Genomic DNA, 24,472 nt, shown 5'->3' on the forward strand with positions numbered 1-24,472 from the left:
GTTCCATAAACGGCCTTGGCTCCGCCCAAGGCCGTGGTATCAGAACGCGAAGGAAGCAGGCGGGGCCCACAAGCATGACTCTGATGACGGTTTACCGTCGCGTTTTGGCGCTACTGGCGCCGGAAGCAGCGCTGGCCTGGGCATTGGCTTTGGGCAATCTGGCGCTCGTCGGTGCGCAGTTCGCTGAGCCGGTCCTGCTCGGCCGCATCATCGACGCGCTCACCAAAGGCCAGGCCAGCGGCACCGCGCCGTCATGGTCCGACCTGTCGGTTCTGCTTGGCGCCTGGACCGGCTTCGGCATCTTCACCATCATCGCCGGCACGCTGATCGCGCTGCATTCCGACCGCCTCGCCCATCGCCGCCGCCAGGTGGTGCTGACGCGCTATTTCGAGCACGTCCTGCAGCTGCCGCAATCCTATCACGGCAACACCCATTCGGGCCGCCTGATGAAGGTGATGCTGGAAGGCACCGACGACCTCTGGGGCCTGTGGCTCGGCTTTTTCCGCGAACACTTCGCCTCGGTGGTCGGCCTCATCGTGCTGTTGCCGCTGTCGCTCTATATCAACTGGCAGCTGGCCAGCGTACTCATTGCGCTATGCGTCGTCTTCGCCCTGCTGACCTCGATCATCGTGCGCAAGACCGGCTCCATGCAGGAAGAGGTCGAGGAGCATTACTCGGCGCTGGCCGAGCGCGCCTCTGACACGCTTGGCAATATCGCCCTGGTGCAGAGCTTCTCGCGGCTCGAGCAGGAAGTCGCGGAGTTGCGCAGCATCGTCGATCGCCTGCTCGCGGCGCAACTGCCGGTGTTGTCCTGGTGGGCGCTGGCCAATGTGCTGACGCGCACCGCGACTACGCTCGCCGTGCTCGCGATCATCGTCATCGGCACCTGGCTCAACATCAACGGCCGGGCGTCGATCGGCGAGATGGTCACCTTCATGAGCTTCGCCGGGCTGATCATCGCGCGCATGGAGCACACCGTCTCCTTCATCGATGATCTGGTCGGCCATGTGCCCCAGTTGCGGGAGTTCTTTCAGGTCTGGGACACCATCCCCGATATCCGCGACAAACCGGACTCCATCGATCCCGGCCGCCTCACCGGCAACATCGCCTTCAAGGATGTCACCTTCTCGTATGATGGCACCCGCCTCGCCGCCGACCATCTCAACTTCACGGTCCGGCCGGGTGAGACCATCGCTCTGGTCGGCGCTACCGGCGCGGGGAAATCGACCGCCATCGCGCTGTTGCACCGCGCCTTCGATCCGCAGTCGGGCGTCATCGAAGCCGACGGTCACGACATCCGCGACATCAAGCTCGCCGCGCTTCGCCGCAACATCGGCGTGGTGTTTCAGGAATCGCTGCTGTTCAACCGCTCCATCGGCGAGAACCTGCGCGTCGGCAAGCCGGATGCCACCGAGGAAGAGCTGCGCGAGGCCGCGCGGCGCGCCCAGGCGCTCGACTTCATCGATCGCAAGTTCAAAGGCTTCAATGAACGAGCCGGTGAGCGTGGTCGCTCGCTGTCCGGCGGCGAGCGTCAGCGTCTGTCGATCGCCCGCGCACTGTTGAAGAATCCTCCGATCCTCATTCTCGACGAGGCGACCAGTGCGCTCGATGCCGATACCGAGACCAAGGTGATGGCCGCGCTCGACGAAGTGATGAAGGGCCGCACCACCTTCGTCATCGCGCACCGGTTATCGACCGTGCGCAATGCCGATCGCATTCTGGTGTTCGATTCCGGCAAGATCGTCGAAAGCGGCACATTCGATGAACTGGTCGCGCAAGGCGGCCGCTTCGCCGGCCTGGCCAAGGCGCAGTTCATGGTCGCGGCGACGGCGAAGCCGGAGTAATCCGTCGTTCCGGAGTGCGGCCGCTAGGCCGCGAGCCCGGAGTGACGTCACCACCTGTAATTCAAACCGGCGCGCAGGATGTTGTCGGTGATCGGCACGTTGAGCGTGTTGGTGCCGGACGCCGCGCCCATGAAGGTGGCGGTGCCGAGATCGAGATGCAGATACTCGGCCTTGGCCGTCCAGCTCTTGGTCAGACCGACTTCGAGGCCGCCGCCCGCGGTCCAGCCCGCACGGGTGTCGCGCTGCGAACCGTTCGCCTGCACCGCCTTGACGTCGCCATAAGCGAGACCGCCGGTGACGTAGGGCAGGAAATTGCCGAAGGCGTAACCGATGCGCGCGCGTGTCGTACCAAACCAGCTCTGCTCGGTGCGGCACTCACCACCGCCATTGGTGGCGCAGACGCCGCCATTGGCGGCGCTGCCGGACAGCTTGGCCCAGTTGATATCACTCTCCAGGCCGATCACGGTGCGACCGGTCTGCCAATTGTAGCCGATCTGGCCGCCGATCAATCCGCCATCGGTATTGAAACGGCCGGAGCCGCCGCCGGCAAACGGATCGCTCCAGCTCGAACGTCCGAAGCCGTAGCCGCCATTGAGGCCGAGATAGAAACCGTTCCAGTCATACATCGGCGATGGCGCCTGATAGACCGGCGTGCCCTGCGGACGGGCCGGCGCGACATCGGCCGCGAAGGCGGACGCGCTCATCGCCATCGCCGCGGCAATACCTGCAAGCACAAGAACCGAACGCTTCATCGTCAACTCAACTCCCGTTTCAGCGCGAACTGACATGCCAGCAACGCGCCGCCTTACGTAGTTAAAGTATGGACAGGTAAAAGAGGCCCGTGCGTGGCCCGGTCATGACGCAACGCGGGCATTCGTTGCCGCGTTCCCGCCCGGGAGTCGCCGCAATTGAGGGGCGCAAACCAAAACCGCGCCGTCCGGTCTGTTTCACGGCCCGCCAATCTTCCAGTAAGAATTAAATCCTCTCGTCACAACCATCGGATGTGTTAGAATGATGGGCCTGTACGCACCTGATCGGGGGATTTGGGGGACATGTGCGCGATTACGGCAAGCCTTAGCAGAAGCGTCTGGTCAAGATTGGCCGTCGTTCTCATTGGCAGCATTGCCTTCTTCACCGTGGCGACACGCGACGTCGCGGCTCAGGAAAGCTGTTCGAATTTGCAATACCAATTGAGCGTGCTGCGTTCGTCCGGCGGCGCCGGATCTGAATGGGATTTTTTCATTCAGCGCCGCATGCAGGAGCTTGGCTGCTTTGGAGGTCAGGGCCAGACAACTTCAAGATGCCCGGCGGGCACAGAATATTGTCCGCGATTCAATTTGTGTTGCGGCAGCGGCAATTACTGCTCCGTCTACGGCTGTATTCAACGAGGCTCGATCGAGTGTGGCGGATACTCCTGTAGCCCGGGCAATCAATGCTCCCGTGGCGGAGGATGCATTCCGGAAGGCGCCGTCGACTGTGGTAGCGGCTCCTATTGCCAGGAAGGCTCCGTTTGCTGGACTGCAAATGGCGACATTCCCGGCGTCGTCAAACGGGGCGAAAAGAAATGCACAACCGCTGAGAACGCTCGCCTCCTCGACGAAAGGATAGCGGAGATTGATCAGCAGAAGAGACGAGAACGAGAAGCAGCCGAAACGCGCGTGCGTTGGCAAAAGCTGGCCGAGAAACAACAAAGGGAAGCCGCGCTGAAGCTGAAGCAAGAGGAGAAACGCAGGGCGGAAGAGGAAAAGCGGGACGCAATTCGGCGCAAGGAGGAAGCGCGCAAGGCCGAAATCGAACGCAAGAAGGCCGAAGCGATCGAGGCGCAGCAAAGGGCCGAGCGGGCGCGCGTCGAGGCGCTGGAAGCAAAGCGCAAGGCCGAGGCCGAGGCTAGAGCGTCGGTGGCGAAAGTTGCGGCTGAAAAGGCCGCCGCCGCGAAGCTGACTGCGGAACGGGCGGCCGCGGAGAAAGCCGCCGCGCTGAAGGCTGCGGCGGACAAGGCAGCGGCCGACAGGCTGGCCGCGCAGGCCGCCGCCGACAAAGCGGCAGCCGAGAAGCTCGCGGCAAAAGCGGCTGCCGACAGGGCGGCGGCCGAGAAGATTGCTGCGGCAAGATCCGCCGCGGAAAAGGCTGCGGCTGATAAAGCCGCTGTCGACAAGGCTGCCGCCGACAGGATCGCTGCAGCGAAAGCTGCGGCTGAAAAAGCAGCGGCCGACAAAGCCGCTGCCGCGAAGGCCGTGGCCGACAAGGCCGCGGCGGACAGGATCGCCGCAGCCCGAGCCGCCGCCGAGAAGGCTGCCGCTGAAAAGATCGCCCAAAAGCCGATCACGGTAATCGCACCGGGGACTTCGACGACGCTCACCAGCCAGGCGTCGGCACGACAGCAACTTTGGCCGCGAATGGGCGTGCCATCCATGACGAGCCCCCTACCCGTCAACAAGGAGAAGCTGAAATACGACTGGGTGTCGCTGCAACTGGCAAATGCCGCCTACAGCGATAAACTGACATTGGGATCCACCGTTTTCAAAAACAATCCGGACTGGAAGGTTCTGGATCGGCGCGACGACAAGGCCACCGGTTTCACGGCTTTCACGTTCGTCAACATCAAGGAGCACCGCATGGTTGTCGCCGTGCGCGGCTCGGCGAGCCCGACATGTCTGGTGCTAGCGACGGTCTGTCCCGCCGACAAGGTGCGCGATGCCGCCGCCGACTGGATCGGCAACGCCGATGCCATGGTCCGTGGCAACATATCTCCGCAATTCCGCAACGCCGAGCAATATGTCGGCGACATCAAAAGGAGGTTTGGGGACCGCTTCGCTATCGACTGCAGTGGCCACAGCCAGGGCGGCGGCGCGTGTGCCTATGCCGCATCTCAAACCACAGGTGTTCATGCCGTCACGATCAATCCAACTTCGGCAAACAGTCTCTCGACGGACAATGCCTATATGATCGACAATTATGTAGTCGGCGGCGAAGTCGCGCTCGGCGGCCGACAGTTCATGGACAAGGGGCTGACGGGCTGGGCCTACAATGTCGAGACGCCGCCACAGCAGGGATCCCTGATAACGTCGAACGCCAACTCCACCGTTCAGACTGCCGATCCGCTGGGTGGCAATCCGATCGCTCGACACTCGGCAGGCGGCGTCATTGACGTGCTTGGCAAGGAAATCGGACTTAGCCCGCTCGAACTCGCACAATAGCGTCTGTGCAGACCCGAAGCCTCCGCGCATCTAAGGGATCGTCATGAACCGGCTGGTGGCAATCGGAGTCGTTAGTGCCGGCCTGCTGATGACGCCGGTCGCCGGGTTTTTCCAGCTCGCGACGGCGCAAGAGGACAAGCGCTACCTCAATGAAATGGAATCTCGCCTGCGGTCGTTTGAATCCGCCACGCCGCCGGCAGTGCAGGCCCCTTCTCGCTGGAACACGAACGGCTCGATCGTCCAACTCGTGGCCGAGAGAGCGAATCGTCGTTTGATTTACGAGATTCCGCGCGCGGATCTGCTGGCGGCCGGCGTCGGAAAAGGAACGCTGCTGTTCAAGGGCAAGAAAGAAGCCGCGCGCTATTCCGGAACCGCCTATGCATTCGCGGCCAAATGCGCGACGCGGCCCTACGCCGTGACTGGCGATATATCCGCCGACGAAAAGCAAGTTACGTTACGCGGCAGGCAACCCAGGCTCGGCGCCACATGCAAAGTGACCGGTTATAGCGACGAAGAGATCGTGCTGACCTTCATCCCGCCCGGGCCGAACTGACGTCGGCGTGCCGATGCTGTGCGCGGCCTTAAGCGTGCGCGCCGCCGGCGGTGAAGCGCATGGACGCGATGCGGTCGAGCTCCTGCTGCTCGCGGATGTTCTGCTCGGCGCGGTCGCGTTCCTTGTCGCGCTCGTCCAGCATCTCGACCTTCTTGAGTTCCTCGAAGGCTTCGCCGAGCGCCGCCTTGGCGTCGTCGAGCTGGCCGCGCAGTTCGTCGGCCGAGCGCTTGAGGTTCTCGCGGCGGGTCATGGCCGCCTTGGCATAGGTCGGATAGGCGAAGTGACCGGGATCGTGGATGCCGGCGCGGTCCTGCTCGACCTTGATCTCGCGCTCAAGCTCGGCGGCGATGCGGTCGAACTCGGCCATCATCGCCTCGATCTGGGCGACCTTGCGCCGCTTCTCGTCGACCTGAAATTTCTTCAGGCGGATGAGGGTTTCACGTGACTTCATCGACTAAATACTCCCCCGAAGCCCCGAATAACGGGCCCGACGCGGCCAAACAGACCGCTGTCCAGGCACGCCCCGGACCGTTCAGCAGGACGACTGTGGGGCAATATCGTTAGTTTTCGGTTTCTATAATCGATCATGTACATCGATATTTCCGGCGCTAGGGCCGGGCAGGACCGCCCGCCCTAGCCGCGGCCGACCACCGCTTCCAGCATTTTGTAGCCTTCGGCCAGCGAGGTCGCCTCGTCCTTGCGCTGCGACAGGAAGGCCTCGAGCGGCTTGTTCAGGTTGATGGCCTCATCGACCTCCGCCGAAGTTCCCGGCCGGTAGGCGCCCAACCGGATCAGTTCCTCCATGTCGGCATAGGTCGCCATCACCTCGCGGGCGCGCTTGATGACGGCGAGATAGTTCGGATCGGCGGCGCGCGGCATGGTGCGCGACACCGAGCGGAGCACATTGACCGCCGGATAGCGGCCGCGTTCGGCGATCGAGCGCTGCATGACGATGTGGCCGTCGAGAATGCCGCGCACCGCGTCGGCCACCGGCTCGTTGTGGTCGTCGCCGTCCACAAGAACGGTGAAGATGCCCGAAATGGTGCCCTGCCCCTCGGCACCGGGGCCGGCGCGCTCCAGAAGGCGCGGCAGTTCGGTGAACACAGTCGGCGTATAGCCCTTGGCGGTCGGCGGCTCGCCGGCGGAGAGCCCGATCTCGCGCTGCGCCATGGCAAAGCGCGTGACGGAATCCATCATCGCCAGCACGTCCTTGCCCTCGTCGCGGAAATACTCGGCGATCGACATCGTGAGGTAGGCCGCCTGGCGGCGCATCAGGGCCGGCTCGTCGGAGGTCGACACCACCACCACCGAGCGGGCGAGGCCCTCCTCGCCCAGGTCGTCCTGGAGGAATTCCTGCACCTCGCGGCCGCGTTCGCCGATCAGGCCAATGACCGACACGTCGGCGGCGACGTTGCGCGCCAGCATCGACAGCAGCACCGATTTGCCGACGCCGGAGCCGGCGAAAATGCCCATGCGCTGGCCGCGGCAGACGGTGAGAAAGGTATTGAGCACCCGCACGCCGAGATCGAGCGGCGAGCCCACCCGCATCCGGGAATGCGCTGCCGGCGGTGCATTGCGGAACGGATAAGGCGACGGGCCGAACTTGAGCGGCCCCTTGCCGTCGATCGGCTCGCCCAAGGCATTGACCACCCGGCCGAGCCAGGCCTCCGACGGCCGCACGCTCATGGCGCCCTGCGACACCAGCGCCCGGCAGCCGCGGCGCACGCCTTCCAAGGGCGCGAACGGCATGGCCAGCGCCAGTTTGCCGGAGAACCCGACCACCTCGCACGGCACCGGGCCATTGCCCCCCTCGATGGTCAGCCGCGAGCCGACCGACATGGCGTAGAGCGGCCCGGCCACCTCGACCATCAAGCCGCGCACGCCGACCACCCGGCCGAAAATCTCGACGCCGTCGATGTCGCTGAGCTGTTCAGCCAGGGCTTTCATGGTGTGGCTTTCATCCGAGGCATTCCGGGACGCGCATTTTCACCTTTTAGGCGGCCGGAACCCGGCGCCCGGCCGGGGGAAAACTGCCGTAAACCCGCCCTTAGGCTTACCGCCCCACCCCCGTCATTAACGTCGTGTTTACCCGCGTCGTTAATCATTGGGTCATCGTTCGGAAGATGGAACCTGGGACTGATCGAGACGATTCGCCCGGCGACCACTTTCGCCAATCGATGGGCTGATCGTTTAAGCCGCCGGCAGAAAGCGAGACGGCGGCCAAACCGAAGCATGGAAGCGGGTCGTGGCTAAAAAACCACTCGGTGGCAACAGTTTAGGGCGATTCGGCGCTTTGGCGCCAGCAAACGCTTGCCGGCGAGAATCAGGTTTTGTTAACCATGTCCGCATAGTGTCGAATCGGTTTGTCCCACCGCGTTTTTTTCAAGAACTCGCCGCCCGTGCGGCGCTGACCCAGAGCCCGGAAGCGGCGAGATAGGGGACTTCAATGCGCGTTCTACTCATAGAAGATGACAGCGCGACCGCTCAATCCATTGAGCTGATGCTGAAATCCGAGAGCTTCAACGTCTACACCACCGACCTCGGCGAAGAGGGTGTCGACCTCGGCAAGCTCTACGATTACGACATTATCCTGCTAGACCTGAACCTCCCCGACATGTCGGGTTTCGAGGTGCTGCGCTCCCTGCGGGTCTCCAAGGTCAAGACGCCGATCCTGATCCTGTCCGGCCTCGCCGGCATCGAGGACAAGGTGAAGGGTCTCGGCTTCGGCGCCGACGACTACATGACCAAGCCGTTCCACAAGGACGAGCTGATCGCCCGCATCCACGCCATCGTGCGTCGGTCAAAGGGCCACGCCCAGTCGGTCATCAACACCGGCGACCTGGTGGTCAATCTCGACACCAAGACGGTGGAAGTCACCGGCCAGCGCGTGCATCTGACGGGCAAGGAATACCAGATGCTCGAGCTGCTCTCGCTGCGCAAGGGCACCACGCTGACCAAGGAGATGTTCCTCAACCATCTCTACGGCGGCATGGACGAGCCGGAACTCAAGATCATCGACGTCTTCATCTGCAAGCTGCGCAAGAAGCTGGCGAACGCGTCGGACGGCAAGAACTACATCGAGACCGTCTGGGGCCGCGGCTATGTGCTGCGCGAGCCGACGGAAGCCGACGAGCGGATCCCCGCTTAAGCCTTTCCCTCTCGAGGGCGACATAAAAAACCCCGCCAGCGATGGCGGGGTTTTTGTTTGTTCGTCCGTCATGCCGGATTAGGACCGGCCTCATGGTGAAGAGCCTCGCGAAGCGAGGCGTCTCGAACCATGGGCCGCCCCGCCCCATCCTTCGAGACGCGCACCTGCGGTGCGCTCCTCAGGATGAGGCGCAGCCCTGTAGCCCTCCCCGCATTCCGCTGACGGTCCATGCAGGCTACGAATCTCACACCAGGCTCAGCGTCGCCGCCGCCAGCACCAGATAGCGCCCGACCTTGGCGATCGTGACCAGCACGAGAAACACCGGGAACGGTTCGCGCAGCACGCCCGCCACCACAGTGAGCGGATCGCCGATGACGGGCGCCCAGCTCAAGAGCAGCGACCAGCGGCCATAACGGCGGTACCAGCCTTCGGCGCGCAGAAGCGCCTCACGCCTGACCGGAAACCAGCGGCGGTCGCGGAAGCGCTCGATGCCGCGGCCGAGCAGCCAGTTGATGACCGAGCCCAGTACATTGCCGGCGCTCGCCACCGCGATCAGCGCCCACACCGGATAAGAGCCGGTGAGCAGCAGCCCCGCCAGCACCGCCTCCGACTGCGCCGGCAGGATGGTCGCGGCGACGAGCGCGGTGAGGAAGAGGGAGGAATAGACGGCGAGTGAGGTCATGGGTGTCCGGAGGCGTAGCGCATCCTGACGCGACGCGCCTTGCATTGGTCGAGGTCTATCAGATCTCGCTTAAAACCCATTACTTCACGGAGCGACATAAAAACCCCGCCGGCAATGGCGGGGCTTATGCTCTGGATCGCAAAGGCCTCGCCTGCCGGCTTCAGCCTGCCCGCTTGCGGCCGGTGAACATCGCTTTGACGAGATTTTCGCGGTGCTCGAAGCTGGCCAGCAGCACACCGAGCACATGGAATACAACGAGGCCGAGCGTGAGATTTGCGAAGATCTCATGCACCTCCTCAAGGATTTTCGAACCCCAATAAGCGTCGGTCGTCATCATGACGCCGGTGATGCAGCTTCCGGTGATCAAGGTGAGCAGCGCGACGATCATCGCGCCGCCTGCCGGATTGTGGCCGATATAGCGCGGCGCCCTGAACAAGACGACGTCGCGCAAGTAAGCAAACGTCACCGCCGGCGAGCGCACGAAGTTTCGAAACCGGGCGTGCTGCGGGCCGATGACGCCCCAGATCACGCGCAAGGTCACCAGGGCGGCAATCGTATAGCCGGCCGCGATATGCACCGTTTCGATATCGTCGCCGGTGGCATAGGCCACCAGAAACAACGTCGCCAGCGACCAGTGCGCAATCCGCACCAACGGGTCCCAGACCTTCACCGTTGCCGGCGGCGTCACGCCGCCGGCTTCAACGATTTGATTGGCTTGGCTCATGGCGCGCGCCTTCAGTTCTGACCGACGATCTGGCCGTTGGTGGGATCGAGGAACAGCTCCACCTGGCTGCCGTTCTTGTCGATCGTGTAGAATTCGCCGCAAGCCTTCGCGAGCTTGGCCTTGCGCACTGTGTAGCCCTGCCCTTCCAGCTTCGACTGCAGCTGCTGCATGGACAGCCACTGGTTCTGCGGCGCGCTCGTGCAGGGCCGTCCCAGGCTGCCGGCATAGGCGGCGCCCGACGTGGCGAGAATGGCGGCGGCGGTAAGCAAAGCGATCTTGCGCATGAGGTTCTCCTGAGAGGCATCCCGCCACACCATGTGGCCGGCGATGACCGCACCTTGACCGACCGCCTCTGACGGCCGCCTGTTGATCCATGTCAGCCAATTGTCAGGTAGTCTGGCGCAGGGTGGCGCCATTCCAGACAGGTACCGGATGATGCGTTTGCGACACCATGCGACGGTCCTCACGACGGCGGTTATCGCCGCGGCTTTGCTTGTGGCCGCGCCGCCGGCCCAGGGCCGCGATCGCGACGACCGCCAGCGTGAAGACATACGCCGCGCCGTCGAGGCCGGCGAAATCCGTTCGCTCGCGGACATCATCGCCGGGGTGCGCAGCCAGTTACCGGGCGAGATCGCCGGCGTCGAAATCGAGCGCAAGCACGATCGCTGGCTCTACGAATTCCGCGTCATCGACGCGCGCGGCCGCCTGTTTGAAGTTTATATCGACGCCCGCAACGGCACGATCGAACGCGTCAAGGAGAAGTAATGCGCCTGCTTCTCGTCGAGGACGATCAGCGCATCGCCGCCGACATCGCGCGCGCCCTCGGCGCCGCCGGTTATGTCGTCGAAATTTCGCGTGACGGCGAGGACGCCTGGTTTCGCGGCGACACCGAGGATTATGGGGCGATCATCCTCGATCTCGGCCTGCCCGGCATGGATGGGCTTGCCGTGCTCAAGCGCTGGCGCGCGAACGGCCGGCATGTGCCGGTGCTGGTTCTCACCGCGCGCGGCAGCTGGGCCGAACGGGTCGATGGTATCGATGCCGGCGCCGACGACTACCTGCCGAAGCCATTCCGCATGGAGGAATTGCTGGCGCGGTTGCGTTCGATCGTGCGGCGGTCCGCCGGCCATGCCTCCTCGGTCCTCAGCCTCGGCGACATCACGCTGGACGAACGCCAGATGAAAGTCAGCCTGCGCGGCGCGCCCATTGCGCTGTCGCCGCTTGAATACCGCGTCGTCGCGTATCTGGTGCGGCACAAGGGGCGTGTCGTTTCGCAGCACGAACTGGATGAAAACGTATACGGGCCGAACGAGGATCACGATTCCAACGCACTGGAAGTGCTGATCGGCCGTGTCCGTAAGAAACTGGGGCCCGGCCTGATCGAGACGCGCCGTGGCTTCGGCTACCTTATCCCGGAGACGATACCGTGAAGCCGGGCTCGCTGCGGCTGCGGCTCATCGCCGGCGGCATCGTCGCCATCCTCATCGCCCTGAGCATCGCCGGCTTCGGTCTGACCGTGCTGTTCCAGCGCCATGTCACGCGCACGCTGACCGACGATCTCGACGTCCACCTCAAACAGTTGATCGCGGGCATCGATGTCGGTCCTCAAGGCGATCTGGTCGTGTCACGCCCACCGGCCGATCCGCGCTTTTCCGATCCCTTGTCGGGATTGTACTGGCAGGTGTCCGGCGCCAGCGGCCAGTTGCTGCGTTCGCGCTCGCTATGGGACATGACGCTGAAGCTGCCGGCCGACGCGCTGTCGCCCGGCGACACGCATTTCCACGAACTGTGGGGCCCCGCTCACACCCGGCTTCTGGTGGCCGAGCGGAGTATCGTGCTGTCCGGCGGCGGGCAGAACCCGTCGGCGCGCATCGCGGTCGCGGTCGATCTTGGCCGTATCGCCGCCGCCACCATCGCCTTCGGCAAGGACCTCGCGCTTGCGCTTGGTCTTCTCGGCCTGGTCCTGGCGATCGCCACCTCTATTCAGGTCGGCCTCGGCCTGCGGCCGCTGGACAGCTTGCGCCGTGGCATTGCCGAGATCAGGGCCGGGCGACGCAGCGATCTGCCCGCCTCCGTTCCGGCGGAGGTCCAGCCGCTGGTGGAGGAAGTCAACGCGCTGCTGAAAGCGCAGGCCGTTGAAATCGAGCGGTCGCGCGGCCGCGCGGCCGATCTGGCGCACGGGCTGAAGACGCCGCTGGCGGCGCTGGCATCGGACGTCGTGCGCCTTCGTGCGAGCGGACAGGATGCGGTGGCGAGCGATATCGAGGCCATCGGCGACGCCATGAGCCGCCATGTCGATCGCGAACTCGCGCGCGCGCGGATCCGTGGGCGCGTACGTTTGGGTGTGGAAGTGTCAACCGCGCTGGCGCCTCTGGTACGCTCGCTGGTGACGACGGTGGCGCGTACGCCGGCGGCCCAGCATGTCACGTTCGACATCGACATCGCCGACGGCTTTTCGGCCCCGTTCGACCGGACCGATCTGGCCGAAGTGCTCGGCAATCTGCTTGAGAATGCGGTTCGCCACGCCAAATCGCGGGTACGCATCGCCGCCGGCGCGGACGGCCGGGCCGCCATTCACATCGAAGACGATGGCCCCGGCATTGCGGACAGCGCGTTGCCGCGCGCGCTGGAACGCGGCGTCCGCCTCGACGAGCGCGGTGGCGCGGGTCTCGGATTGTCCATCGTCCAGGACGTGCTGGCTGCCTACAAGTGGCGGCTGGAGCTCGGCCACTCGAACCTCGGTGGCCTCAAGGCGACGATTGCGCCGGAGGGGGTGTAGGGGGCGCCTGCAGTCGATACATGGCTGGCGTCCGGCACCCCGATCAGCGTCCACGCCGGATAGGCCCCGGTGAGCAAGAGCCCCGCCAGCACCGCCTCCGACTGCACCGGCAGGATGGTCGCGGCGATCAGCGTGGTGAGGAAGAGGGAGGAGTAGGTGAAGAGGGAGGGCATAGTCGCTACGACTCCAAATACTTGGTCAGAATAACGCTTCTTGATCGATACGTTTCGGCACAAAGTATACGAGGGCCGCATTCACAGCCTCGTCGCCATACTTCCTACGTAAGCGCCCGAGAAATTCTGGCTCATTGGCGACTGAAAACCCCAATAAACCTTTCAGGTAGCCCCGACGTTTCGGATCTAATTGGCCGAGCGTGGATTTATGCAACAGTGACGAAATCGTCCGCTTTCGCTTTCTACCTAGAGAGACACGCTCAGTGGGCGTCAAAACCAATCCAGTAACAAGACGACGCTGCCCCCGAAAATATAGCCCCCTCTTCTCTTCATTAAACGTTAGCTTCGGGGACTTTGCAGACTTGACTTCTCGACGAGCGAGCCGCTCAAACTCCAACACTTCGTCAACACACTGCCCTGACACGGTAATATCGTCAGCGTAACGCGAATAGACAACGCCCAGAAGCTCAGCGAGAGCACTCATTTTCACATCCAGATCATAAAGTAAAATGTTAGATATTATCGGCGACGTAGGAGCACCGATTGATAGACACTTAGGCACATTCGATTTTCGATGCTGGCCCCAAAATAAAATTTTTGAGTAATATTTCAAATCAGACAGATCTATCGCGTCAACCGGATGAGATTTTACGAATCTCTCCCAGTCACGAACGCCAATCGATGGAAAGAACTCTTGAAAGTCGAGCTTGAGAATGGGTCCAGAGCTGGCATGACTAGCGGCATTCTGACGGATGTTCCGCCCCTTCACGTACGCCATTGCGCTAGGATGAACAGGAAAAACACCCAGCTTTTTCTCAAGAATGTAATACTGAATGGCCTTCACCTCACGAGAGGGCTGAGCAATCGTACGAAAGCCTCCATTTCTTTTCCTAATTGGATAGACACTGTATCGCGCCGGAGCAGTGTCAATAATACGCAACAGGTCAGATTGCCCAAGGCCGAACTCTTGAACCAATTCTGTCAGCAAGCTCACGAAGCGCCCCCGGTTCTGGCTTTAGTGGCCATCTCGAGCACATGCCGCGGCACCGACTCTAAGCTTCGTAGAGCCTTGGCCACAAAAAGCTTTCGTCTCACGCTGTCTTTGTCCGTGACATCAGACTTAAAGCTATAGTCAAACGGATCAACGTCATGAAGTGTATACAGGTAATCCTTGCCTGAATAAGCAACCTTACCTACCCAGCCCGCCAGCTTCATACAGTATAACTTATTGACGACATCCTCTTTCGTCACAGACGAATCGAGGGACTGCACATATTCAAAAATATTAGTCTGCTCAACGGCAAGACAAAGATGTATTATCCAATACAATAAATAAAAAAGAGCCGACTCTGATATTTGAGAGTAAGCTGCCGATAGAGGCGCAGCATCGGCATGCTCATTTATAAATTTCTTAATTTCCCTGAAATGGGGCTTAACAGTCGATACGATGAGTTGCCCACTCCGACGAACCTTCCACGGATACACGCCCAAATAGCTTCGCTTTGACTTTTTAACTCGCTCGATAGGACCAAATCGAACGAACGACTCTTCAGATTCATAGCGCTCTTGAATAACAACTCTCAAAACTTGTCGAATGGTTTCATTGGACGAAAACGAACCCAGTTCAGCCAAGGCGCCCGGACTCTCCGCAATGACAAGAACAATAGAAGCTATCCGCGCAATATCCTCTTCAAACGAAATTAGATCACCGTAAGCAGTATCACGGTAAAGCTGTACTGCTTTCTCGGCTAGCACAATCTCATGACGCAAACGTAACGGCCGAACTCGGCACAAATAATCACGAAGATTTTCCGCGCGAGAGCCGCCTTGTCTTATTACAACCCCACCGCACAAAAAAATGAACTTCGACGGCCGAGCTACGCGCAATTTGTCGAGGTTCAAATCTCGATAAAGTTTTTGCAGCTCGGCGACCACAAGCGCTCTTTACCGTTGAAGGGATGGTGAGGGTCGGAGAGCTTATCGGCCGCAGGCGAGGAGCGAGAGCGACGAGAGATAAGCTCTCCGACCCTCACCATCCCGATAAACCTCCACAATAACGTTATGTCTGGCTAAGCGCCCGACGAGAACCCGCTTGGTTACCCAAACAGATTCGAAACGCGTAAAGAGTTTCTTTTTTTAAATCCGCAACTTGTTTCGGTCAATCTGATAACAGGCGTGGCGAAGGCATCCCGGCAGAAGTCCACAAAAAACTGCGGCCCTGGCACCAACCAACAAACTTGGCGCAATTCCGCTTCGCAGGGGCAAAAGCCGTCCCGTTGCGCCTCGGAGTTATCGAAGGCGCTGAGACGAAAGGTCCGGGAATGCGCCCCGCCCGGCCGTTCAAACAATGCTGTTGATGAATCATCGTCCGACATTCTGGGCGCGGCCGTTAAGGCCGCGAGCCCAGAAGCCATATCCCCTGTGCTGCGGCGTTTGGATTCCCGGTTCGCGGCCCATAGCGCGTCGAAGACGCGCGTAAACGCGCTTTTGGGCCGCGCCCCGGAATGACGGGGCTAGACCCGCTTCATCCTGATGAGCGCCGCGAGCCGCGTCGAATGCGGGCGATGATGCCCGCCTGCGGTTTGAAAAGAAAATCCGAAGCGCCCAATCGGCCTCATCCTGAGGAGCCCGAGCAAAGCGAGGGCGTCTCGAAGGATGAGGCCGCCCCATGGTTCGAGACGCGGCCTGCGGCCGCTCCTCACCATGAGGCGGACAGATACCCGCGAAAACTACAGCGCCCGGCGCTGCACCACGCTGCGCACCGCGGGCGGGGTTTCCTTCGCCGCGAGGTTCGGCGCGTAGAGCCCGCGCTTGTCGGGCACCGGCTTGAAGACATCGGTGAGGCCGACCACGGTCTCGGCAGCGCCAAGAACCAGATAGCCGTCCTCGGCGATCTGCTTCACCAGGCGGTTGAGCACCTGGGTCTTGGTCGGCTGGTCGAAATAGATCAGCACGTTGCGGCAGAACACGATGTCGAATTTGCCGAGCGGCGTGAAGTCGTTGAGCAGGTTGAGCGTGCGGAACTGCACCATGGCGCGCAGCTCGGGCGAGACCTGCCAGACATCGCCGGTTTGCGTGAAATACTTCAGCAGCAGCGTGATCGGCAGGCCGCGCTGCACCTCGAACTGGCTGTAGGTGCCGGCGCGGGCACGCTCGAGCACATCGCCCGACAGATCGGTGGCGAGGATGTCGAAGCGGAAGCCGTTGAGCGCGGCGCCCTTGTCGCTCGCCGCCATTTCCCTGATCGCCATCGCCAGCGAATAAGGCTCCTGCCCGGTCGAGCCGGCGGCGCACCAGATGCGCAGGCGGCGGTCGCGGTCGCGCGCGGCCAGAAGGTTCGGCAGCATGGTGTCGCGGAAATGCTCGAACGGCACCTTGTCGCGGAAGAAGAACGTCTCGTTGGTCGTCATCGCCTCGACGGTTTCGATGGCAAGCGGCGAGGACGGCATCAGCCGGACGCGATTGACGAGTTCGCCGAGCGAGGCCAGCCCGTGCTTGCGCACCAGCGGCATCAGCCGGCTTTCGGCGAGGTATTGCTTCTCGGCATTGAGCACGAGGCCGGAGCGCTCGTGCAAATATCGCCGCAGGAAGTCGAAGTCGCCGGGGCTCATGCGGACTCCGCGGCGAAAAGGCGGTTGAGTTTGGCGGCGATGTCGTCGACCGGCAGCACGGCGGAGCACAGCCCGGCGAGCGCGACCTGGCCCGGCATGCCCCAGACCACGCTCGAGGCTTCGTCCTGCGCCAGCACATGGCCGCCGGCATGGACGATGTCGTGGGCGCCGGCGAGCCCGTCATGGCCCATGCCGGTGAGCACCACCGCGAGTGCGCGCGGGCCCCACACCATGGCGGCGCTGGAGAACAGCGGGTCGACTGCCGGCTTGCAGAAATTGATGGGCGCCGAGTTGACGATCTCGATGACCGGCGCGGCGCCGGGCTGGGCAACGCTCATGTGGCGGCCGCCGGGCGCCATGTAGATCGTGCCGGGCACGATCTCCTCGCCGTGGACCGCTTCGCGGGCGGGGTGTTTGCTGAGGCGGCCGAGATGCTCCGCCAGAATGGCGGTGAAGGTCGGCGGCATGTGCTGGGTGATCAGCACCGGCACGCGGTCGATGACGGGGCCGATGTCGGCCATCAGCTTGCCGAGCGCCTGCGGCCCGCCGGTCGACGCGCCGATCAGCAGCACGCGCGGCACGGCCGCCGGCATCGCCCGCAGCATGATCGGCGTGTGCGGCGCGAGGTAGTGATGCGGCGCTTTCGCCTGCGGCACGAGCGACGGCGCGTCGGTGACCGGGGCGAGTCCGGCCGCCCGCTGCTGGCCGCGCCGGCCGAGCTGGCGGATCTTCTCGATCAGGTCGCGGCGGAATTCCGGCGCGGCGCCGATATCGTTCTGGCTCGACGGCTTCGGGATGTAGTCGGTCGCGCCGAGCGCCAGCGCGCGCAGGCTGATCTCGGCATTCCGCCGCGTCAGCGTCGACGCCATGATGACGGTGACGCCGGGGCATTTGGCAAGAAGCTGCGGCAGCGCCGAGATGCCGTCGAGCTCGGGCATATCGACGTCGAGAATGACCACGTCCGGCTTGATGCGCTCGATCTCATCGACCGCCTCGCGGCCGTTGCGCAGCGACCCGACCAGCGTCATGTCGGGCTCGGCCTCGATCCAGCGCGCGAACAGGCCGCGCACCACGATCGCGTCGTCGGCGATCATGACGCGCAGGCACGGCGCAGGGCTCGCGGCCGTTGCCGCTTGAAGAGGCGCGATCGTCGTCGGGTCGGGCACGGTCGGACTGTTCCTTGCGACGCCTAGATCAGGCCGACTTCCTGGAACTTCGCCTCGACGATCTCCTTGTCGAACGGCTTCATGATGTACTCGTTGGCGCCGGCATGAAGCGCGCGGGCGATATGCGCGACGTCGTTCTCGGTGGTGCAGAACACCACCTTCGGCGCGTCGCCGCCCGGCATCCGGCGCAACATGCGCAGGAATTCGTAGCCGTCCATCTTCGGCATGTTCCAGTCGAGCAGGATCGCCTCGGGCAGCTTGCGCCGGCACACATCGAGCGCCTGCTCGCCGTCCTCGGCTTCCTCGATGGAGAATTCGAGGCCTTCCAGAATGCGGCGCGCCACCTTGCGGATGACGCTGGAGTCGTCGACGACCAGACAGGTTTTCATGATTGTTTCCTCGTCATCTTGGGTTGCGGCGGGCAAATCCTGCGTGTTTCTGTTTCAGGCGGCGGCAGCCCCGCGCCCGATATCGAGGACGCGATCGATATCGAGTACGAGCAGCAATTGGCTTTCCAGGCGATAGATGCCGGACGTCACGGCGGCGAGATTGCGATCGAGATTGACCGGATTGCGCTCGAAATCGGCGACGTCGAGGCTCATCACTTCGCCGACCTGGTCGATCATCAACCCGTAGGACTCGCCTTTGAGCTCGACGCCGATCGCCATCACCGACGGGTCACGATGCTCGAGCCCGAGCCGGTGGCACAGATCGACCAGCGTCACGATGCGGCCGCGCAGGTTGAGAATGCCGGCGATCTCCGGCGGCGCCAGCGGTACGCGCGTCACCCGGTCGGGGACAAACACATCCTGCACGCGGCCGATCGGCAAGCCGAACAGCTCGCCGCCCACCATGGCGGTGACATATTCGTTGACGGTGCGGTCTGTGGTTTCGTCGATCATGTCCCGCCTTTATGCCGCGTTGCCCATGCCGGTCTGCTCCATGAGCGACGCGATCAGGCCCTGGCGATCGAACTTGGCGACATAGTCATGAAGACCGGCGCGACGGCCGCGCTCGATCAGGTCGGTGGAGACCTGCGACGACAAGGCAATGACCGGCACCGTGGCGCTGCGCGGATCGGCGCGCAGCGCCTCGGCGAGTTCAAAGCCGTCCATCTCGGGCATCTCGATATCGGTGACGACGCTGTCGAACGTCTTGCCGGCCTCGATCAGGGCCAGTGCTTCCTTCGCCGAACCGGCGGCGGCAACGGCATAGCCCGCGGCCTGCAACACCGGCATCAGCATGTTGCGGAAGAACGGCGAGTCATCGACCAGCAGCACGGTGCGCTGGCGCTCGCGGCGCGTATCGTCCTTGCGGCGGAACCAGTCTTCGAAAGCGAGCGGCAGGAAATGCGCAACATCGACGATTTCCGTGGCATGGCCCTTGATGACGGCGGAGCCGAGCACACCGGGATTGCCGCTGCCGACCTGAATGTCGAGATGGTCCTCGACGATATCGACGATCTCGTCCACCACCAGCGCCATCGAACGCTGGCCATCGGAAAATACGAGCAGCGGTTGCGCACCTTCGCTGCGCACCGGCTTGTCGGTCATGCTGACCAGCGGCATCAACTGACCGCGGTATTGCACCATGTGGCGGCCGTTCGACAGCTCGATCTTGCGCGCGTCGATTTCCTCAAGCCGCGTGATCAGTGACAGCGGCACGGCCTTGGGCTGGCTTGAGCCGGCGCGGAACAGCAGCATCGACGTCATATCGGCGTCGGCCTTCTCTGGATCTTGCGCCTGGGCGCGTTCGGCCGCGGCCAGTTGTGTCGCCACGGCCGTACCGAGCGAGCGGGCCACGCCGTTCGGGTCGATGATCATGATCACCGCGCCGTCGCCGAGAATCGTATTGCCGGAGAACATCGGAATGTCGCGCAGCTTGCTCGACATCGGCTTGACCACGATTTCCTCGGTGTGGAACACGCCATCGACGACGATGCCGAAGGTCTGGTTGCCGACCTGGGTGACGACGATGTAGCCGCCTTCGAGGGCATCCTTGCCCTCGATGCCGAGCAGTTTCGACAGACGCGCCAGCGGCAACAGCTTGTCGCGCAGCCGTAATACCGCGGTGTCCTTGATGCGCTCAATGCGGTGATCGCCGCCCTTGCGCGCGCGCACCAGTTCGATCACCGACAATTGCGGAATGGCGAAGCGGCTGCCGCCGACCTCGACGATGAGTGCCGCGACGATGGCCAGCGTCAACGGGATCTTGATCGTGAAGCTGACGCCCTGCCCGGACACCGATTTCACATCGATGGTGCCGCCGATCTGGTCGATATTGTTGCGCACAACGTCCATGCCGACGCCGCGGCCGGACACGGCGGTGACAGCCTGCGCCGTGGAGAAGCCTGCGGCGAAAATGAACTTGTGAATCTGCGCGTCCGACAGCTTCTCGGCTTCGGCTTCCGAGATGAGGCCCTGCGCGAGAGCCTTGGCCTTGATGCGCGCGGTGTTCAGGCCGCGGCCGTCATCGGACAGCTGGATGATGATGTGGCCGCCTTCATGATAGGCCGACAGGCGGATATAGCCTTGATGCGGCTTGCCGGCGGCGCGGCGTTCGGCCGGCGTTTCGAGCCCGTGATCGGCCGAATTGCGCAGCATGTGCGTCAGCGGGTCCTTGATCAGGTCGAGCACCTGACGATCCAGTTCCGTTTCCGCGCCCTGCAGTTCGAGTTCGATTTCCTTGCCGAGGTCGTGCGCCAGATCGCGAATGATGCGCGGGAATTTCTGCCAGGCGCTGCCGATCGGCTGCATGCGCGTCTTCATGACGCCTTCCTGCAACTCGGCTGTGACATTCGACAGGCGCTGCAGCGGCGTCTTGAATTCGGAATCGTCGTGCCGGCGCACGATCTCAAGGAGCTGGTTGCGGGTCAGCACCAGCTCCGACACCATCGTCATCAGGTGCTCGATGGTATCGACGGTAACGCGGATCGATTGCGCGGATGCCCTGACGGCTTCCTCGTCCTTCGGGGGGTCCTCCGCCGCGGGTTTGGTCGTTTTCACCGCTCGCGGGTCAACCGGCGTTTCGCGGAAGGCGCGCTCGAGTTCATCGAGCGACACCTCTCCCGGACGCAAGGGCCGGCCAAGCGCCTGCTCGGTCGCCTCTTCCGCGGTGCGGGGCATCGGTTTTTTCGTACGCTCGGCGATGCTCTCAAGATCGGCAATGAGATCGCTGTCGGAGCCATCCGGCTCGCACTGGTCGCGCTCCAGCGCCGCCAGGATTTCCTTGATGCGGTCGATGGTGGCGAGGATCACCGAGACGGCTTCGTGCGTGGCCGGCAGGCCGTCGCGGAACTTGCCCATCACCGTTTCGGCAGCGTGCGCCAGCGCCTCCAGACGCGGCAAGCCGAGAAAACCGCAGGTCCCTTTAATCGTGTGAACGAGACGGAAGATATTGTCGAGAATCCGCGCATTATTCGGATCCTGCTCGAAACGCACGAGTTCGACGTCGACCACGTCGAGACTCTCATTGGTCTCGGTGACGAATTCCCGAAGCAGATCGTCCATGGACAAAGGCCTTCATCGACGGGCGCGAACCCGTGCGTCGCTCCCCGTCGGAAGCGCCGTCAGTTTGGGCGATGAAGGGTTTAATTTTGGTTTCAGAAATCTAAATGGCGCGGTCGTTCACGCTTTATTAACCGCGCCGAACGGCCATTAACCGGCGCTGACCACCACCGCATCGCCGTCCATCACGACCGACGCTTTCAGGCCGCAGGCCTGCGCCAGCAGGTTCGTATAAAACGGTTGGATTTTATGCGCGTCGACGCCCTCAGGCCCGACCTCGCCGGCCAGCAGCGGCGGCACGGTCGCCAGCACCTTGGCGTTGGTGCCGGTCGCCGTAATCTTGAAGCCGATCGCTTCGCCCTCGCCGACCGGATCGACCGTGATCTGGCCGCCGCGCGGGATCGCCTGGCTGGCGATCAGAACCATGTTGAGCAGCAGCTTGACCCGGTTCTTGCCCATCAGGACGCGCGGGATATTCCAGGCAATCTTGGTCTTGTCGTCTTCCAGAAAGCCGCGCGAAATTTTCTCGGCATCGCCGGTGTCGATTTGCGAGCCCGCCGAGCCGGCGGCGCCGAAAGCGATGCGGCAGAACTGCAGTTTGGCCGAAGCGGTATTGGCGCTTTTCTTGATCAATTCGAGCGCGAAGGCCCGCGTTTCCTCGTCCTTGTCCTCAGCCAGAACTTCGAGGCCATTGACGATGGCGCCGACCGGGCTGATCAGGTCGTGGCAGACCCGCGAACAGAGCAAGGCCGCAAGATCGAGCGCTTCGATTGATGAACCGGACATGGGACGGCCTCCGCGCGAGGGTTTCTATCGAGACGGGCGAATCGCTGTCGCATCGGCTCTGCCTGCGTGATACACCGCACATCCGCGACCGCCAAGGACGCAAAAGCCCTTCGAATTAGGTCCAAAAGACGCGATCACGCCCCGTGCAGGACATCTCGCCACAGCAAGCCGAACGGCTCATCGAGGAGATCACCGCCCTCGCCGCCCGCGCCAGCGCCGCGACGCTCGCCGTGCCTTTCTCCGCGGTCGAACAGCACACCAAGGGCGACCTGTCGCCGGTCACAGCCGCCGACGAAGCCGCCGAGGCCATCATCCTCGAAGGTCTTGAGCGGTTGTGTCCCGGCGTGCCGGTGGTCGCGGAAGAGAGCGTCGCCAAGGGCCGCATCCCGGCAGGACTGAACGGCAGCTTTTTCTGCGTCGACCCGCTCGACGGCACCAAGGAATTCCTGGCCGGCCGCGATGAGTTCACGGTCAACATCGCGCTGATCACGCAAGGCCAGCCGGTCGCCGGCGTCATCGCCGCGCCGGCTCAAGGACGGCTTTGGCGCGGCGTGGTCGGTTTCGGCGCGACACGGCTTCGACTGAAATTGTCGGGCGGCGTCGCCGAGGCCTATGGCCCCGAAGTCATCCACCCGCGGCCGGCGCCGGTACGAATTGCCGTCGCCACTTCGCGCACCCATCTCGACGACGTGACCGAGGCCTTCATCGCCCGGCTGCCGGTCGGCAAGCGTTACATGTGCGGCTCGTCGGTGAAATTCTGTCATCTGGCCGAAGGCGATGCCGACATCTACCCCCGCTTCTCGCCGACCTGCGAATGGGACATCGCGGCCGGCTGCGCCATCCTGTCCGCCGCAGGCGGCGCCGTGGTAACTCCGGCGGGAGATACGCTCCGCTTCGGCAACAGTGCCGGCAAATTCCGCATCCCGGGATTTATCGCGATCGGCGACCCGCGCGGGCTGCCGGCTCTGTGCGGCCGCTGAACCGTCAGCGCGGAATCATATAGGCGACCGACGGCCACTTCTGCCGGGCGCGCTCGATGATGCGTTCCGGATCGGCTAAAAACTCGGCGCGCGCGGCCTCGTCATAAAAGAGATAAAGACGCTCGCCTTTGATCGTCCAGATCTGAGGATGGCCGGCAACCGAGGTGTCGCGGCCGATCGCCACCGGATCGTAGCCGCCGAACTGCGGCCCGTAGATCTCGGGCTGTTCGGCAAAGACGGCGCGGTTGCCCTCGTTCTCGAAGCGCCAGATCACGCCGCCAACACGCCGTTCGAGTTCGGGCCGGCCCCGGACCGCCTGACCGCGCGAGAAATAGGCGACCGGATCGAAGCCGCTGATGGCAAGCCCGCTCGCCGGATCGACCACGACGCGCTCCAGCGTGTCGGCGGCCGTGGCGTCCCATGAAGGACCGGCAAAAACGAGAAAAGCGGCAAAAATGGCCTCGGCCACCGCCGTTGCGGCCGAAAGCCGCCACTTTTTTTGCTGCCGCGCTACCGTCATAGTTCCAAGGGACATAAGGCCGATTCGATGCGCTTTGCCGGCCAACATAGAGCCCCGGCGTGAGCGTGGCGTAAACGCAGTCAACCGGGCCAACTGCCCTTGCCATGGAGCCTTCGATGCGCGCCTCGTTGCGATTTGCAGCCCTGAGCTTCGGGATTTTCCTCGCGGGGGCAGCCCAGGCCCAAAATGCGCCGCCGCCGCAGCCGGTTCAGCCGGCGCCTCAGCAGCAGCGCAACAACAGCACCTTCACGGTGGACGAAATCGTCTCGACCGGACACCAGTTCTTCGGGACGGTATCGCGCGGGCTTGCCCAGGTCGTGGAAAAGGCGGTCGGCCGCTGGGGCCAGCCGAATGGCTACATTCTCGGTCAGGAAGGCTCCGGCGCTTTCATCGTCGGCCTGCGCTATGGCGACGGCACGCTCTACACCAAGAACGCCGGCGACCTGCGGGTGTTCTGGGAAGGCCCGTCGATCGGCTTCGACACCGGCGGCGAAGGCGCCCGAACCATGATGCTGGTCTATAACCTGCCCGCCACCGACGCGATCTATCAGCGTTTCGGCGGCGTCGACGGTTCGGCCTATTTCATCGGCGGCTTCGGCATGACGGCGCTGACGGCCAACAACATTGTTCTGGTGCCGATCCGGTCCGGCGTCGGCCTCCGGCTCGGCGCCAATATCGGCTACCTGAAGTTTACCCCGAAGGCGACCTGGAACCCCTTCTGACCCTTTCTTAACGCCCCCAATGCTAGGCCCCCTGCGTCGGCCGGCGCGGGCGTTAAGGACGAACGCGCGGGTTTAGGTTAA

General features: G+C 63.2%; 24 protein-coding genes. 9 read left to right on the forward strand and 15 right to left on the reverse strand.

The window, feature by feature from the left end:
• Positions 1-74: 74 nt before the first annotated feature.
• Positions 75-1,844: a glucan ABC transporter ATP-binding protein/ permease gene (locus DXH78_RS00575; protein WP_115515244.1), complete on the forward strand. Its 1,770-nt coding sequence runs from the start codon at positions 75-77 to the stop codon at positions 1,842-1,844.
• A gap of 47 nt (positions 1,845-1,891) precedes the next feature.
• Here the strand turns inward: DXH78_RS00575 and DXH78_RS00580 are convergent, their stop codons facing one another.
• Positions 1,892-2,596, reverse strand: coding sequence for an outer membrane protein (locus tag DXH78_RS00580; RefSeq protein WP_115515245.1), 705 nt, complete (start codon positions 2,594-2,596; stop codon positions 1,892-1,894).
• Positions 2,597-2,941: 345 nt separating this feature from the next.
• Between DXH78_RS00580 and DXH78_RS19995 the strand changes: the two genes are divergently transcribed.
• Positions 2,942-5,041 carry a hypothetical protein gene (locus tag DXH78_RS19995; protein ID WP_210209483.1) on the forward strand — a complete coding sequence of 700 codons (2,100 nt, stop codon included), beginning with the start codon at positions 2,942-2,944 and terminating at the stop codon, positions 5,039-5,041.
• 43 nt (positions 5,042-5,084) lie between these two features.
• Complete coding sequence (locus DXH78_RS00590) at positions 5,085-5,594, forward strand: hypothetical protein (RefSeq protein WP_115515246.1); 510 nt, start codon at positions 5,085-5,087, stop codon at positions 5,592-5,594.
• Between the two features lie 28 nt (positions 5,595-5,622).
• Here the strand turns inward: DXH78_RS00590 and fliJ are convergent, their stop codons facing one another.
• Positions 5,623-6,045 carry a flagellar export protein FliJ gene (gene fliJ / locus DXH78_RS00595; protein ID WP_115515247.1) on the reverse strand — a complete coding sequence of 141 codons (423 nt, stop codon included), beginning with the start codon at positions 6,043-6,045 and terminating at the stop codon, positions 5,623-5,625.
• A 182-nt stretch (positions 6,046-6,227) separates the two neighbouring features.
• The gene (fliI, locus tag DXH78_RS00600) at positions 6,228-7,541 is read right to left on the reverse strand and encodes a flagellar protein export ATPase FliI (protein WP_115515248.1); all 1,314 of its coding nucleotides are present in this window, start codon (positions 7,539-7,541) and stop codon (positions 6,228-6,230) included.
• A 499-nt stretch (positions 7,542-8,040) separates the two neighbouring features.
• Between fliI and ctrA the strand changes: the two genes are divergently transcribed.
• Entirely contained in the window at positions 8,041-8,742 is a 702-nt protein-coding gene (gene ctrA / locus DXH78_RS00605; RefSeq protein WP_056912162.1) for a response regulator transcription factor CtrA, read from the forward strand.
• Between the two features lie 244 nt (positions 8,743-8,986).
• Here the strand turns inward: ctrA and DXH78_RS00610 are convergent, their stop codons facing one another.
• The 3 genes from DXH78_RS00610 to DXH78_RS00620 form a co-directional block, all read right to left on the reverse strand.
• A complete protein-coding gene (locus DXH78_RS00610) occupies positions 8,987-9,424 on the reverse strand; it encodes a YqaA family protein (protein WP_115515249.1) in 438 nt (145 codons plus the stop codon).
• Between the two features lie 160 nt (positions 9,425-9,584).
• On the reverse strand, positions 9,585-10,148 hold the full coding sequence (locus tag DXH78_RS00615) for a cytochrome b/b6 domain-containing protein (RefSeq protein WP_115515250.1): 564 nt from the start codon (positions 10,146-10,148) through the stop codon (positions 9,585-9,587).
• 11 nt (positions 10,149-10,159) lie between these two features.
• On the reverse strand, positions 10,160-10,432 hold the full coding sequence (locus tag DXH78_RS00620; RefSeq protein WP_115515251.1) for a PepSY domain-containing protein: 273 nt from the start codon (positions 10,430-10,432) through the stop codon (positions 10,160-10,162).
• A 151-nt stretch (positions 10,433-10,583) separates the two neighbouring features.
• On the opposite strand from DXH78_RS00620, the gene DXH78_RS00625 reads away from it, so the two are divergent.
• The 3 genes from DXH78_RS00625 to DXH78_RS00635 are packed head-to-tail and all read left to right on the forward strand — an operon-like array spanning position 10,584 to position 12,927.
• Complete coding sequence (locus DXH78_RS00625) at positions 10,584-10,913, forward strand: PepSY domain-containing protein (protein WP_115517646.1); 330 nt, start codon at positions 10,584-10,586, stop codon at positions 10,911-10,913.
• Complete coding sequence (locus DXH78_RS00630; protein WP_115515252.1) at positions 10,913-11,578, forward strand: response regulator transcription factor; 666 nt, start codon at positions 10,913-10,915, stop codon at positions 11,576-11,578. The genes DXH78_RS00625 and DXH78_RS00630 overlap by 1 nt, the downstream gene beginning before the upstream one ends.
• Positions 11,575-12,927: a sensor histidine kinase gene (locus DXH78_RS00635; protein WP_115515253.1), complete on the forward strand. Its 1,353-nt coding sequence runs from the start codon at positions 11,575-11,577 to the stop codon at positions 12,925-12,927. Before DXH78_RS00630 ends, DXH78_RS00635 begins: the two co-directional genes overlap by 4 nt.
• Positions 12,928-13,125: 198 nt before the next feature.
• Here DXH78_RS00635 and DXH78_RS00645 read toward each other — a convergent pair whose 3' ends face one another.
• The 8 genes from DXH78_RS00645 to chpT all read right to left on the reverse strand — a co-directional run bounded on the left by DXH78_RS00645 (position 13,126) and on the right by chpT (position 22,169).
• The gene (locus DXH78_RS00645; protein ID WP_115515254.1) at positions 13,126-14,094 is read right to left on the reverse strand and encodes a retron St85 family RNA-directed DNA polymerase; all 969 of its coding nucleotides are present in this window, start codon (positions 14,092-14,094) and stop codon (positions 13,126-13,128) included.
• Positions 14,091-15,035 carry a retron St85 family effector protein gene (locus DXH78_RS00650; RefSeq protein WP_147292549.1) on the reverse strand — a complete coding sequence of 315 codons (945 nt, stop codon included), beginning with the start codon at positions 15,033-15,035 and terminating at the stop codon, positions 14,091-14,093. The genes DXH78_RS00645 and DXH78_RS00650 overlap by 4 nt, the downstream gene beginning before the upstream one ends.
• 794 nt (positions 15,036-15,829) lie before the next feature.
• Complete coding sequence (locus DXH78_RS00655) at positions 15,830-16,711, reverse strand: CheR family methyltransferase (protein ID WP_115515256.1); 882 nt, start codon at positions 16,709-16,711, stop codon at positions 15,830-15,832.
• A complete protein-coding gene (locus DXH78_RS00660; protein ID WP_115515257.1) occupies positions 16,708-17,805 on the reverse strand; it encodes a protein-glutamate methylesterase/protein-glutamine glutaminase in 1,098 nt (365 codons plus the stop codon). Before DXH78_RS00660 ends, DXH78_RS00655 begins: the two co-directional genes overlap by 4 nt.
• Before the next feature lie 95 nt (positions 17,806-17,900).
• Complete coding sequence (locus DXH78_RS00665; protein WP_115515258.1) at positions 17,901-18,266, reverse strand: response regulator; 366 nt, start codon at positions 18,264-18,266, stop codon at positions 17,901-17,903.
• A 54-nt stretch (positions 18,267-18,320) separates the two neighbouring features.
• Positions 18,321-18,779 (reverse strand): chemotaxis protein CheW, encoded by a 459-nt coding sequence (locus tag DXH78_RS00670; RefSeq protein WP_115515259.1) that lies wholly within the window; start codon positions 18,777-18,779, stop codon positions 18,321-18,323.
• A gap of 9 nt (positions 18,780-18,788) precedes the next feature.
• A complete protein-coding gene (locus tag DXH78_RS00675; RefSeq protein ID WP_115515260.1) occupies positions 18,789-21,386 on the reverse strand; it encodes a hybrid sensor histidine kinase/response regulator in 2,598 nt (865 codons plus the stop codon).
• A gap of 147 nt (positions 21,387-21,533) precedes the next feature.
• Complete coding sequence (gene chpT / locus DXH78_RS00680; protein WP_115515261.1) at positions 21,534-22,169, reverse strand: histidine phosphotransferase ChpT; 636 nt, start codon at positions 22,167-22,169, stop codon at positions 21,534-21,536.
• Positions 22,170-22,312: 143 nt separating this feature from the next.
• Here chpT and DXH78_RS00685 point away from each other — a divergent pair, with 143 nt between their 5' ends.
• On the forward strand, positions 22,313-23,149 hold the full coding sequence (locus tag DXH78_RS00685; RefSeq protein ID WP_115515262.1) for a 3'(2'),5'-bisphosphate nucleotidase CysQ family protein: 837 nt from the start codon (positions 22,313-22,315) through the stop codon (positions 23,147-23,149).
• Positions 23,150-23,153: 4 nt separating this feature from the next.
• Here the strand turns inward: DXH78_RS00685 and DXH78_RS00690 are convergent, their stop codons facing one another.
• The gene (locus DXH78_RS00690) at positions 23,154-23,684 is read right to left on the reverse strand and encodes a YHS domain-containing (seleno)protein (protein ID WP_245416689.1); all 531 of its coding nucleotides are present in this window, start codon (positions 23,682-23,684) and stop codon (positions 23,154-23,156) included.
• A gap of 101 nt (positions 23,685-23,785) precedes the next feature.
• On the opposite strand from DXH78_RS00690, the gene DXH78_RS00695 reads away from it, so the two are divergent.
• Positions 23,786-24,391: a DUF1134 domain-containing protein gene (locus DXH78_RS00695; RefSeq protein ID WP_115517648.1), complete on the forward strand. Its 606-nt coding sequence runs from the start codon at positions 23,786-23,788 to the stop codon at positions 24,389-24,391.
• The last annotated feature ends 81 nt before the right edge of the window (positions 24,392-24,472 follow it).

Origin of the sequence: Undibacter mobilis (genome assembly GCF_003367195.1) — a bacterium.
Taxonomy (GTDB): Bacteria; Pseudomonadota; Alphaproteobacteria; order Rhizobiales; family Xanthobacteraceae; genus Pseudolabrys; species Pseudolabrys mobilis.

Coding starts and splice junctions, on each gene's coding strand:
- DXH78_RS00615 (WP_115515250.1), bottom strand. CDS start 10,148: ATGAGCCAAGCCAATCAAATCGTTGAAGCCGGCGGCGTGACGCCGCCG.
- DXH78_RS00630 (WP_115515252.1), top strand. CDS start 10,913: ATGCGCCTGCTTCTCGTCGAGGACGATCAGCGCATCGCCGCCGACATC.
- DXH78_RS00625 (WP_115517646.1), top strand. CDS start 10,584: ATGCGTTTGCGACACCATGCGACGGTCCTCACGACGGCGGTTATCGCC.
- ctrA (WP_056912162.1), top strand. CDS start 8,041: ATGCGCGTTCTACTCATAGAAGATGACAGCGCGACCGCTCAATCCATT.
- DXH78_RS00695 (WP_115517648.1), top strand. CDS start 23,786: ATGCGCGCCTCGTTGCGATTTGCAGCCCTGAGCTTCGGGATTTTCCTC.
- DXH78_RS00670 (WP_115515259.1), bottom strand. CDS start 18,779: ATGATCGACGAAACCACAGACCGCACCGTCAACGAATATGTCACCGCC.
- chpT (WP_115515261.1), bottom strand. CDS start 22,169: ATGTCCGGTTCATCAATCGAAGCGCTCGATCTTGCGGCCTTGCTCTGT.
- DXH78_RS00575 (WP_115515244.1), top strand. CDS start 75: ATGACTCTGATGACGGTTTACCGTCGCGTTTTGGCGCTACTGGCGCCG.
- DXH78_RS00655 (WP_115515256.1), bottom strand. CDS start 16,711: ATGAGCCCCGGCGACTTCGACTTCCTGCGGCGATATTTGCACGAGCGC.
- DXH78_RS00690 (WP_245416689.1), bottom strand. CDS start 23,684: ATGTCCCTTGGAACTATGACGGTAGCGCGGCAGCAAAAAAAGTGGCGG.
- DXH78_RS00620 (WP_115515251.1), bottom strand. CDS start 10,432: ATGCGCAAGATCGCTTTGCTTACCGCCGCCGCCATTCTCGCCACGTCG.
- DXH78_RS00610 (WP_115515249.1), bottom strand. CDS start 9,424: ATGACCTCACTCGCCGTCTATTCCTCCCTCTTCCTCACCGCGCTCGTC.
- DXH78_RS00590 (WP_115515246.1), top strand. CDS start 5,085: ATGAACCGGCTGGTGGCAATCGGAGTCGTTAGTGCCGGCCTGCTGATG.
- DXH78_RS00665 (WP_115515258.1), bottom strand. CDS start 18,266: ATGAAAACCTGTCTGGTCGTCGACGACTCCAGCGTCATCCGCAAGGTG.
- DXH78_RS00660 (WP_115515257.1), bottom strand. CDS start 17,805: ATGATCGCCGACGACGCGATCGTGGTGCGCGGCCTGTTCGCGCGCTGG.
- fliI (WP_115515248.1), bottom strand. CDS start 7,541: ATGAAAGCCCTGGCTGAACAGCTCAGCGACATCGACGGCGTCGAGATT.
- fliJ (WP_115515247.1), bottom strand. CDS start 6,045: ATGAAGTCACGTGAAACCCTCATCCGCCTGAAGAAATTTCAGGTCGAC.
- DXH78_RS00675 (WP_115515260.1), bottom strand. CDS start 21,386: ATGGACGATCTGCTTCGGGAATTCGTCACCGAGACCAATGAGAGTCTC.
- DXH78_RS00580 (WP_115515245.1), bottom strand. CDS start 2,596: ATGAAGCGTTCGGTTCTTGTGCTTGCAGGTATTGCCGCGGCGATGGCG.